Annotated in this window: 6 protein-coding genes; all 6 read left to right on the top strand. The window is 53.8% G+C overall.

The annotated features are described in order from the left end of the window. The first annotated feature begins 7 nt into the window (after positions 1 to 7). Positions 8 to 1,189, top strand: coding sequence for an MFS transporter TsgA (tsgA, locus tag ACE15A_RS01660; RefSeq protein WP_023247885.1), 1,182 nt, complete (start codon positions 8 to 10; stop codon positions 1,187 to 1,189). Positions 1,190 to 1,512: 323 nt separating this feature from the next. Beyond that, the gene (gene nirB, locus ACE15A_RS01655; protein WP_023247884.1) at positions 1,513 to 4,056 is read left to right on the top strand and encodes an NADPH-nitrite reductase large subunit; all 2,544 of its coding nucleotides are present in this window, start codon (positions 1,513 to 1,515) and stop codon (positions 4,054 to 4,056) included. Beyond that, entirely contained in the window at positions 4,053 to 4,379 is a 327-nt protein-coding gene (gene nirD / locus ACE15A_RS01650; RefSeq protein ID WP_023247883.1) for a nitrite reductase small subunit NirD, read from the top strand. Before nirB ends, nirD begins: the two co-directional genes overlap by 4 nt. A gap of 81 nt (positions 4,380 to 4,460) precedes the next feature. Next, positions 4,461 to 5,270, top strand: coding sequence for a nitrite transporter NirC (nirC, locus tag ACE15A_RS01645; protein ID WP_053507954.1), 810 nt, complete (start codon positions 4,461 to 4,463; stop codon positions 5,268 to 5,270). An 11-nt stretch (positions 5,271 to 5,281) separates the two neighbouring features. Next, positions 5,282 to 6,655, top strand: a complete 1,374-nt coding sequence (cysG, locus tag ACE15A_RS01640) for a siroheme synthase CysG (protein WP_380912450.1) — start codon at positions 5,282 to 5,284, stop codon at positions 6,653 to 6,655. Between the two features lie 314 nt (positions 6,656 to 6,969). Next, on the top strand, positions 6,970 to 12,450 hold the full coding sequence (locus tag ACE15A_RS01635; protein WP_129382344.1) for an autotransporter outer membrane beta-barrel domain-containing protein: 5,481 nt from the start codon (positions 6,970 to 6,972) through the stop codon (positions 12,448 to 12,450). Positions 12,451 to 12,543: the final 93 nt, after the last annotated feature.

Here is a 12,543-nt window from a genome sequence, read left to right as displayed (position 1 = left end):
GCCAGACATGACTAACAGCAACCGCATCAAGCTCACATGGATCAGCTTTCTTTCCTACGCCCTGACCGGGGCGCTGGTGATTGTCACCGGGATGGTGATGGGAAATATCGCAGACTATTTTCATCTGCCCGTTTCCAGCATGAGTAACACCTTTACTTTCCTGAACGCCGGGATTTTGATCTCGATCTTCCTCAATGCGTGGTTGATGGAAATCGTCCCGCTGAAAACACAGCTACGCTTTGGTTTTATCCTGATGGTGCTGGCGGTTGCCGGGCTGATGCTCAGTCATAGCCTGGCGCTGTTCTCAGCGGCGATGTTTGTGCTGGGGCTGGTCAGTGGGATCACCATGTCGATTGGCACCTTCCTGATTACGCAACTGTATGAAGGGCGTCAGCGCGGTTCCCGACTGCTGTTTACCGACTCCTTCTTCAGCATGGCGGGGATGATTTTTCCCATGGTCGCCGCCTTCTTGCTGGCGCGTAGTATTGAGTGGTACTGGGTCTATGCCTGCATCGGCCTGGTCTATCTGGCGATTTTCATCCTGACCTTCGGCTGTGAATTTCCGGCGCTGGGTAAACATGCGCAGCACTCTCAGGCGCCTGTCGCCAAAGAAAAATGGGGCATTGGCGTACTGTTTCTCGCCGTCGCTGCGCTGTGCTATATCCTCGGTCAATTAGGCTTTATCTCCTGGGTGCCGGAATACGCCAAAGGCCTCGGCATGAGCCTGAATGACGCCGGGGCGCTGGTGAGCGATTTCTGGATGTCCTATATGTTTGGCATGTGGGCGTTCAGCTTTATCCTGCGCTTTTTCGATCTGCAACGCATTCTGACCGTGCTGGCGGGTATGGCGGCAGTACTGATGTATCTGTTTATTACCGGCACACAGGCGCACATGCCGTGGTTTATTCTGACGCTGGGCTTCTTCTCCAGCGCCATTTATACCTCCATCATTACGCTGGGATCGCAGCAAACGAAAGTGGCCTCGCCTAAGCTGGTCAACTTTATTTTGACCTGCGGTACCATCGGAACGATGCTGACATTCGTCGTCACCGGCCCGATTGTGGCGCACAGCGGCCCGCAGGCGGCCTTACTCACCGCAAATGGTCTGTATGCGGTGGTATTTGTGATGTGCTTTGCGCTCGGCTTTGTGTCCCGTCATCGCCAACATAGCGCCCCAGCGGCGCATTGATAATGATTGCCGGATGGCGACGCAATGCGTCTTATCCGGCCTACAGCGTAAGCCGTTGGTAGGCCGGATAAGGCGCAGCAGCCTTCCGGCAACCTATTTTCCCTCTCCTCCCGACGAGGTAGGCCTGGTGGTCTAAAACCCCCTCATTTTGTACATTATTTGTACAAACCTGAAAAGCCTGACAATTCCGCCACTTATAAAAATCCTGACAAATCAGCCATATACCCATTAAGAGGTATATAAAGGTGAATTTGATTTACATCAATAAGTGGGGTTGCTGAATCGTTAAGGTAGGCGGTAATAGAAAAGAAATCGAGGCAAAAATGAGCAAAGTCAGACTCGCTATTATCGGTAATGGTATGGTCGGCCACCGCTTTATTGAGGATCTCCTTGATAAATCCGACGCTAGCCTGTTCGACATTACCGTGTTCTGTGAAGAACCCCGTAAAGCCTATGACCGTGTCCACCTGTCATCCTACTTCTCTCACCACACCGCGGAAGAGCTCTCTCTGGTGCGTGAAGGGTTTTATGAGAAGCATGACGTAAAGGTACTGGTTGGCGAACGCGCAATTACCATTAACCGTCAGGAGAAAGTTATTCACTCCAGCGCGGGTCGTACCGTTTATTATGACAAGCTGATCATGGCGACTGGTTCATATCCGTGGATTCCACCGATTAAAGGCTCAGAAACCCAGGATTGCTTCGTTTACCGTACCATTGAAGACCTTAACGCTATCGAATCCTGCGCCCGCCGCAGCAAGCGCGGGGCGGTGGTCGGTGGCGGCCTGCTGGGGCTGGAAGCCGCCGGCGCGCTGAAAAACCTCGGCGTGGAAACTCACGTCATTGAATTTGCGCCGATGCTGATGGCGGAACAGCTCGATCAGATGGGCGGCGAGCAGCTACGTCGCAAGATCGAAAGCATGGGCGTACGTGTACACACCAGTAAAAATACGCAAGAGATTGTTCAGCAAGGTACCGAAGCGCGTAAAACCATGCGTTTTGCCGACGGCAGCGAGCTGGAAGTCGATTTTATCGTCTTCTCTACCGGTATTCGCCCCCGCGACAAACTGGCTACCCAGTGCGGTCTGGCCGTCGCGCAGCGCGGCGGTATCGTCATTAACGATTCCTGTCAGACTTCCGACCCGGATATCTACGCCATTGGTGAGTGCGCCAGTTGGAATAACCGCGTTTACGGTCTGGTCGCGCCGGGCTATAAAATGGCCCAGGTCGCCGTTGACCATATCCTCGGCAGTGAAAACACCTTTGAAGGGGCGGATCTCAGCGCCAAACTGAAGCTGCTGGGCGTGGACGTGGGCGGCATCGGCGACGCCCATGGCCGCACGCCGGGCGCCCGTAGCTATGTCTACCTCGACGAAAGCAAAGAAGTCTACAAACGTCTCATCGTTAGCGAAGATAACAAAACGCTGCTCGGCGCAGTACTGGTCGGCGACACCAGCGATTACGGCAATTTGCTGCAACTGGTACTGAACGCCATCGAACTTCCGGAAAACCCGGATTCGCTGATCCTGCCGTCACACGCGGGCAGCGGCAAACCGTCTATCGGCGTGGATAAGCTGCCGGACAGCGCGCAGATCTGCTCCTGCTTCGACGTGACTAAAGGCGATCTGATCGCCGCCATCAATAAAGGCTGCCATACCGTGGCGGCGCTGAAAGCGGAGACCAAAGCCGGAACCGGCTGCGGCGGCTGTATCCCACTGGTGACGCAGGTACTGAACGCCGAACTGGCGAAACAGGGTATCGAAGTCAACAACAATCTGTGCGAGCACTTTGCTTATTCTCGCCAGGAATTGTTCCACTTAATCCGCGTAGAAGGCATCAAAACTTTTGAAGAGCTGCTGGCGAAACACGGTAAAGGCTACGGCTGCGAAGTGTGTAAGCCAACCGTTGCTTCGCTGCTGGCGTCGTGCTGGAACGAATACATCCTTAAGCCGCAGCACACTCCGCTACAGGATACCAACGATAACTTCCTGGCGAATATTCAGAAAGATGGTACCTACTCGGTGATCCCACGCTCGGCGGGTGGTGAAATCACGCCGGAAGGTCTGGTGGCCGTGGGTCGTATCGCCCGCGAGTTTAACCTCTATACCAAAATTACCGGTTCTCAGCGTATCGGTCTGTTTGGCGCGCAAAAAGACGATCTGCCGGAAATCTGGCGTCAGCTGATTGAAGCGGGCTTCGAAACCGGTCACGCGTACGCCAAAGCGCTGCGGATGGCGAAAACCTGCGTCGGCAGCACCTGGTGCCGCTACGGGGTTGGCGACAGCGTCGGTTTCGGCGTGGAGCTGGAAAACCGCTACAAAGGCATTCGCACCCCGCACAAAATGAAGTTCGGCGTCTCCGGCTGTACCCGCGAATGTGCGGAAGCGCAGGGTAAAGATGTCGGTATCATCGCCACCGAAAAAGGCTGGAATCTGTACGTCTGCGGTAACGGCGGCATGAAACCGCGTCACGCGGATCTGCTGGCAGCCGATCTCGATCGCGACACTCTGCTCAAGTATCTCGACCGCTTTATGATGTTCTACATTCGTACCGCCGATAAGCTGACCCGTACCGCGCCGTGGCTGGATAATCTGGAAGGCGGCATCGACTATCTGAAATCGGTCATTATCGACGATAAGCTGGGCCTAAACGAACATCTGGAAGAAGAGATGGCGCGCCTGCGCGCAGCGGTGGTCTGCGAGTGGACGGAAACCGTCAACACGCCAGCGGCGCAGGTTCGTTTCAAACACTTCATCAACAGCGACAAGCGCGACCCAAATGTCCAGGTCGTCCCAGAACGCGAACAGCATCGTCCGGCCACGCCGTATGAACGTATCCCGGTAACTCTGGTGGAGGAAAACGCATGAGCCAGTGGCAAAACATCTGCAAAATCGATGACATCCTGCCGGGAACCGGCGTCTGCGCGCTGTCAGGCGGCGAACAGGTAGCGATTTTCCGTCCTTACCATAACGATCAGGTGTTCGCTATCAGTAACATCGACCCGTTCTTTGAGGCCAGTGTGCTGTCTCGTGGGCTGATTGCGGAACACCAGGGCGAACTGTGGGTCGCCAGCCCGTTGAAAAAGCAGCGCTTCCGCCTGAGCGATGGTTTGTGCATGGAAGATGAGCAGTTCTCTGTAAAACATTACGAAGCGCGGGTGAAAGAGGGCATGGTTCAGTTGCGCGGTTAATTAATTTTGGGAGGCGCAACGCCTCCCCTTTTTTGTATTTTTTTAAATTTTAATTGTTATTGCAAATTTAAGGATGATCAAATGCTTACAGACACTATCAACAAGTGTGCGGCTAACGCTGCGCGCATCGCACGCCTGTCGGCGAATAATCCGCTTGGCTTCTGGATCAGTTCCGCAATGGCCGGGGCTTATGTCGGCCTCGGGATTATTCTCATCTTCACCCTCGGTAATTTACTCGATCCTTCTGTGCGTCCTTTGGTGATGGGCGCCACCTTCGGTATCGCCTTAACGCTGGTGATTATTGCCGGCTCCGAACTGTTTACCGGCCACACCATGTTCCTGACGCTGGGCGTCAAAGCAGGCACCATCAGCCACGGTCAAATGTGGGCTATCCTGCCGCAAACCTGGCTCGGCAACCTGGCCGGTTCCGTATTTGTCGCGCTGCTTTACAGTTGGGGTGGCGGCAGTTTGTTGCCAGTCGATACCAGTATCGTTCACTCAGTCGCACTGGCGAAAACCACAGCGCCCGCCGCGGTACTGTTCTTTAAAGGCGCACTGTGTAACTGGCTGGTTTGTCTGGCAATCTGGATGGCGATCCGCACGGAAGGCACGGCGAAATTTCTTGCTATCTGGTGGTGTCTGCTGGCGTTTATCGCTTCCGGATACGAGCACTCCGTCGCGAATATGACGTTGTTCGCCCTCTCCTGGTTTGGTCATCACAGCGACGCCTATACCCTGTCCGGAATCGGACACAATCTGTTATGGGTCACTCTCGGCAATACTTTGTCCGGCGTCGTGTTCATGGGATTGGGTTATTGGTATGCTACGCCAAAATCGGAGCGCCCTGTTCCGCAAAAAATCAACCACATTAAGGTTACAGCCAGCCATTAAGGGGTAATGTCGTGGACCATTTGCCTATATTTTGTCAATTACGCGACCGCGACTGTCTGATCGTCGGCGGTGGCGATGTCGCAGAACGCAAAGCACGTTTGCTACTGGAAGCAGGCGCACGTTTAACGGTCAATGCGCTAACCTTTATTCCACAGTTCACCGTATGGGCAAATGAAGGCATGTTGACGCTGGTCGAGGGGCCGTTCGACGAAACGCTTCTCGACCCGTGCTGGCTGGTGATCGCGGCCACCGACGACGATACCGTCAACCAGCGCGTCAGCGAAGCGGCGGAGTCACGCCGTATCTTCTGCAACGTGGTGGATGCGCCGAAAGCCGCCAGCTTTATCATGCCCTCCATTATCGACCGCTCGCCGCTGATGGTAGCGGTCTCTTCCGGCGGTACCTCCCCGGTGCTGGCGCGTCTGCTGCGCGCGAAGCTGGAATCGCTACTGCCGCAACATCTGGGGCAGGTCGCGCGCTATGCCGGACAACTCCGCGCCCGGGTAAAAAAACAGTTCACCACCATGGGCGAACGCCGTCGCTTCTGGGAAAAATTTTTCGTCAACGACCGGCTGGCGCAGTCGCTGGCAAATGCCGATGAGAAAGCGGTTAACGCGACGACCGAGCAACTGTTTAGCGAACCGCTGGATCACCGCGGTGAAGTGGTGCTGGTCGGCGCCGGGCCGGGCGATGCCGGACTGCTCACGCTGAAAGGGTTACAACAAATCCAACAGGCGGATATCGTGGTTTATGATCGCCTCGTCTCCGACGACATTATGAACCTGGTACGCCGCGATGCCGATCGGGTATTTGTGGGGAAACGCGCAGGCTACCACTGCGTCCCGCAGGAGGAAATCAACCAGATCCTGCTACGTGAAGCGCAAAAAGGTAAACGCGTGGTACGCCTGAAAGGCGGCGATCCTTTTATCTTTGGTCGCGGCGGCGAAGAGCTGGAAACACTATGTCATGCCGGTATTCCTTTCTCGGTAGTACCGGGGATTACCGCGGCTTCCGGTTGTTCCGCCTACTCCGGTATTCCACTAACCCATCGCGATTACGCACAGAGTGTGCGTCTGGTCACGGGTCATCTGAAAACCGACGGCGAGCTGGACTGGGCAAACCTGGCGGCAGAAAAACAGACACTGGTGTTCTATATGGGTCTGAGTCAGGCGGTGACTATCCAGGAAAAACTGATCGCATTCGGTATGCAGGCTGATATGCCGGTCGCGCTGGTTGAAAATGGCACCTCTATCAAACAGCGGGTGGTCAATGGCGAACTGGCGCAGTTGGGCGAACTGGCGAAACAGGTGGTCAGTCCGGCGCTGATTATTGTTGGTCGCGTGGTCGGGCTACGCGATAAATTAAACTGGTTCTCGAATCATTGATTTCCGTGATGCCCTGTTATTCAGGGCGTCTATTTATTTTCGCCATTAAGTAATGATTTATTCTTACGTTACATTTTAATTAAATTAAATTCATTTATATTTAATATTATTCCCTGCAACAATTAGCCCTCACCGTCAAAAAAATAGCCTTTTCGCCCCTTTTTCGTGCTCCAGTAATTAGCCAGGCAAATACTTATTAATTCCTTAACAAACGAAGCAATTTTGGATACGCAGAGTCCAAACTATAAACTGACCTTTCTGACAAAATGTAAATCACGTTTTCTTTATACGCCCAGTTTAATTAATGATAACCTATGCAAAGGAAAAAACTCCTGGCTATTGGTATTGCGCTTGCCCTGCAAACCTCTTATTACCCCGCTATGGCTGCCGATAATACCGACGATGATAATAAATGTCCCACTAATATTTCCTCATTATCTCAGGCTGAGAGGGAAAAATTGCCCGCCGAATGTCTTATTACTAAAGTAGAGCAGGATAATCACTGGGGATGGGCGGCTGGCGGTATTGCGGCACTGGCAGCCAGTGTCGCACTGGGCGTGCATAATAGTGACAGTGATGGCAACTCGCATCACACTGTTTCTCCGACACCGTCGGATGATGGCGGCGATGTCACACCAACACCTCCTGATGATACCTCTATCATATCCTACAGTAACGGCGTCACTGATGACAGAGGCGCGGACACGCTGAGTTTCAATGATATTAAGCTGGATAACGGCAAACATCTCGGCCCGGCAACGCTAAGTTATTCCAAACAAGACGAGCGATGGCAGTTAACCACCCTTAGCGGTAAGACGCTGAATGTCTCCGGCTGGAATGTCACAGACGATAACGCTGCCGTCATTGAAGGTACTCAGGAAAACGGTCTGTACTGGAAGTATGACAGCCGGGGATATCTGATCCTTGCTGATGACCAGACGCAGGTGACCACTGGGGATAACGAGACCCACGCTACCGATCGCGGAATGACCGTAAGCGGCGCTAACAAAACCGGCGTTATCATTTCCGGCGATAAAACCACCAATACCCTCACCGGCGACGCCATTGTTAGCGACGGCGCAGTCGGTCTGGTGATTACCGGCGATAACACCACCAACACGATTTCAGGCGGTACGTCGGTTGACGGCGCCATCGGCGCCTTGATTTCCGGCAGCAACTCAAGTACCACGCTTTCCGGCAATATCAACGTCAGTGGAGGTGGAACGGGTATGGTTATCGATGGTAACCGAACCATCATTGATAATACCGGTACCTCCACCATTAGCGGTGAGGGTTCCACAGGTTTGATTATTCTTGGCGATAACACGCGTCTCATCAACGATGGTGAGTTAGAGGTCTCCGATGGCGCTACCGGGGCAAAGATCGTCGGCGATGGCGCAATTGTCGATAATACGGGTAATTCCACCACCCGTGGAGCAGGCTCTACCGGGCTGTACATTGAGGGTGACGACGCCTATGTGGTCAATGCTGGCGACCAGACGATTACCGATGGCGCTACGGGCACCCACATTAAGGGCGACAACGCCCGCATGATGAACGCCGGTAATGTGCATGTAGACGGTGCGGGCTCAACCGTCGCCGTCATTGACGGCAATAACGCCAAACTGACTCAGAACGGCGACCTGCTGGTGACCAATGGCGCGATGGGCATTATTACCAACGGTCAGGGCGTGACGCTGACCAACAACGGCAACATCACCGTGCATGACGAGGGATCGACTGGTTTTGTGGTGGCGGGAGAACAAAACACCCTCACCAACAAAGGCGACATAGACGTCAGTCTCAACGGTACGGGCGCTCTGGTCAGCGGTACTGAGTCAGACGTTAATCTGAGCGGCGACATCAACGTCGACTCGGTGCAGGACAGTGACGGCGTCTTCCAGGGGGCCACTGGCGTCAATGTCAGCGGCAGCGATAACGCGGTAAATATCCTGGGTAACGTCAACGTTGGCGCCAGCTACGCCCAGGACTCGCTAATTTCTGATGAGATCCCACTCAACGGTATTGCCATCACCGGGAATAACAATGACGTGACGCTTGACGGTACGTTGAATCTCAACGCCAGCGATCTTAGCAATGTCGCCGGCCAGACCCAGGACATTACGGGTCTGGACATCCAGGGTGATGATAACAATGTGAACATCACCGGTGGTCTTAACATTACAGCCACCGGCTCCACAAATGATGAAAACAGTGCTATCCAAGCCATTAATATTAACGGCAACAGCAAAGTCACGCTGAGCGGCCACTCTACCGCAGACTTAACCACTATAATTGGCGGGAACGTGATGCTGGCGAAGGTACAGAACGGCGGCCAACTGGTGCTGGACGAAAACTCCAGCGTCGATATCGACATGAACTTCCTGGGCTCCGGGTATGTTGACTACAACGCGCTGTTAGTCGCCTCCGGGGCGGATTCCGATATTGAGAACCAGGGCACTATCAACGACAATGGCGCTGCGCAACTGTTGATGGCGCGTGATGGCGCGCATGTCGCCAACAGCGGCGCTATCACCGCCTGGACAAAGGATAATTTCAATAACGGCGTTACCCGCGCGGGCATTATCATCGCCGGGGATACAGGTTCCGTCAGCGAAAATAAGGCAGGCGGCAATATCACACTGCTCTCCGATCAGAAACCGTTCGATAGCGGCGGCATATCGGTGTACCCACTGAAATGGTACGGTAATACCTATTACGCGATGCTGGCGTACAACTATGGCGAAGTCAGCAATGACGCCGGGGCGACAATTATGCTTCAGGGCGCGGGTGTATACGGCGTTTCAGCCGCCAAAGGTACTGCGAGCAATGCCGGTGATATTTATCTCGACGGTTTCGTCCCGACGCTGGATGATGCGGGCAACATTACCAGTAAAACATTCTGGCAGCCCGCAAACCTCAATATAACCAGTGCAGGTATGGTTGCTGGCTCAACGGATTCGGGTAACGGCGACGCCACCGCCACCAATACCGGCACTATCACCGTCAATAATGCCGGGTTCGGCATGATGGCGCTCAACGGCGGCACCGCGATTAACCAGGGCACAATTACGCTGACGGCAGATGAAGGCGTCACGCAAGCCGATGAAAACCAACTGGTCGGCATGGCGGCATTAAACGGCGGTACGGTCATTAACGACACCACTGGCACTATTAATATCGACGCCAGTTTCGGCAAGCCGTTCCTCGCCGACAGCAGCAGCCTGGTCGTTAACTATGGCACCATCTGTATAGAGAATAACTGTCAGGACAGTGATGAATATAACCCAACGGACAGCAACATCTCTGACGCGTTCAAAGATGGCGACGTTATTACGGCGGAGGGGGAAACACGGACCGGCGAGGCTATCATTACCGATCCGATGGCGACCGATATCATCCATATCACGAATGCCGGCACCATCATCGGCGGCAACGTCACCATTAAAAATTATGGCGACGTCACCAATGAATCCACCGGCAATATCAGTAGCGTCAGCATTGATACCGGGGGAACCTACACCAACGATGGGACGACGGGAACGGTTTCTGTCGATGGCGGCGTCTTCAATAATACCGGCTCCGTGACCGGGGAAACCGGCACTACCGTGGGTGGTTCCATCATTAATAACAGCGGTTCCATGAACACGGTGACTCAGTGGTCTAGCGCCATGAGCAACACGGGTACCGTGACATCATGGGAAGGAGCATCCGGCAGCGCCGTGCTGAACAATAATGCAGGCGGCGAGGTAGATAAACTGACGTTCACCGCTGCCGCCACCGTTAACAATGCCGGGGTCATTAAAAACGGTTCAGTGGACAAAGGCGGTACGCTTAATAACCTTGAAGGCGGCACCATGACGCTACAGGACAATGGCTTATGGTCCGGGACCTTCAACAACTGGGGAACGGTCAACAGCGATGCCGATATCGCTACTGGCGGCAGCGGTCATACTCTGTATAACGGGACAACGGGCGTTATTAACGGGCAGATTACTACCTCAAAAAATAACGGCGGCAGTAAAGCCATCAACGACGGCACTATCAACATTGATAAAACCGGCAATGTGGCGATGTCGGCGCACGGTAGCGCGAAGATGGTCAACAACGGCACCATTAATGTGGGGACTCAAGGTACTGAACAGACTGGCATGATTGGGATGCAACTGGAATCAGACGCCAAAGCCGATGCGGTAATTGAAAACAACGGTACCATTAACATCTATGCCAATAACTCATACGCCTTCAGCCAGTTAGGTAGCAACGGTCATATCGTCAACAACGGTACGGTCTATATCGACGACAGCGTAACGGGCTCCGGCTTTATCAAACAGAATGATAAAACCATCGAAGGTAGCGGTGAATACGGCGCCGGCACCGAAGTACATTATGTTGATTTCACCGCGCCAACCGAACCTACCATTGACGACAGCACTACGACGATGGCGACCGGCGACATCTCAACGTCATCAGGGACTAACAATCTCTCCGGTTATATCGTCGGCACCAGTGCCGACGGCAACGCGGGTAAGCTAATGGTGAGCAACGCCAGTCTGGACGGCGTGGAGATTAATACCGGCTTTACCGCAGGTACTGCCGACACCACCATCACGTTTGATAACGTCGTTGAAGGCAGCAACCTATCGGATGCAGGCGCAATCCAGTCCACCACTGTGGTCTGGAACGCGCAGGGGAGTACGGATAGCAGCGGCAACGTTGATGTCACGATGACCAAAAACGCCTATGCCGATGTCGCCACCGACAGCAGCGTTTCTGACGTCGCGCAGGCGCTGGATGCAGGTTATACCAATAATGAGCTGTACACCAGCCTCAACGTCGGCACCACCGCCGAACTGAACAACGCCCTTAAACAAATCAGCGGCAGCCAGGCGACCACCGTCTTCCGCGAGGCCCGTATTCTCAGTAATCGCTTTACTATGCTGGCCGATGCCGCGCCGCAAATTAAAGATGGCCTGGCATTCAACGTGGTGGCGAAAGGCGATCCGCGTGCCGAACTGGGCAATGATACCCAGTACGACATGCTGGCGCTGCGCCAGACGCTGGATTTGACCGCAAGCCAGAACTTGACGCTGGAGTACGGTATTGCTCGTCTTGATGGCGACGGTTCGCAAAAAGCGGGCGATAACGGCCTGACCGGCGGCTACAGTCAGTTCTTCGGTCTGAAACATAACATGGCGTTTGGTGAAGGCCTGGCCTGGAATAACAGCCTGCGCTATGACGTGCATAACCTCGACAGCAGCCGTTCTGTTGACTATAGCGATGTCAACAAAGTCGCCGATTCCGATGCGCGTCAGCAGTACATGGAATTCCGTAGTGAAGGCGCAAAAACCTTCTCTCTGATGGACGATGCGCTGAAAGTGACGCCGTATGCTGGTGTGAAATTCCGTCACACTATGGAAGACGGCTACAAAGAGCGCAGCGCCGGAGACTTTAACCTGTCAATGAACTCTGGCAACGAAACGGCAGTGGACTCCCTTGTCGGTCTGAATCTGGACTATACCGGGAAAGATGGCTGGAGCGCCACCGCCACTCTGGAAGGCGGTCCGAACCTGAGCTACAACAAGAGCCAGCGCACGGCGTCATTACAGGGCGCGGCGGGTCAATCGTTCAGCGTGGATGACGGTCAAAAAGGCGGCGGCGTTAATGGACAAGCAACCATCGGCGTGAAATACAGCAGCAATGATACCGCGCTGCATCTGGACGCATACCAGTGGAAGGAAGACAGTATCAGCGATAAAGGCTTTATGCTTAACGTTAAGAAAACATTTCGTTAAATAAACGACATTATAGAACACTAATACAGGCCGCTTATTATTAAGCGGTCCTGTTTAAATCATATTTTCTGGTAAAGATGAAGTCCTTATTTG

Origin of the sequence: Salmonella sp. HY31 (genome assembly GCF_042604575.1) — a bacterium.
Classification (GTDB): domain Bacteria; phylum Pseudomonadota; class Gammaproteobacteria; order Enterobacterales; family Enterobacteriaceae; genus Salmonella; species Salmonella diarizonae.
Note: the sequence above shows the minus strand (reverse complement) of the source record. Positions and strands in the feature narration are given on the sequence as shown.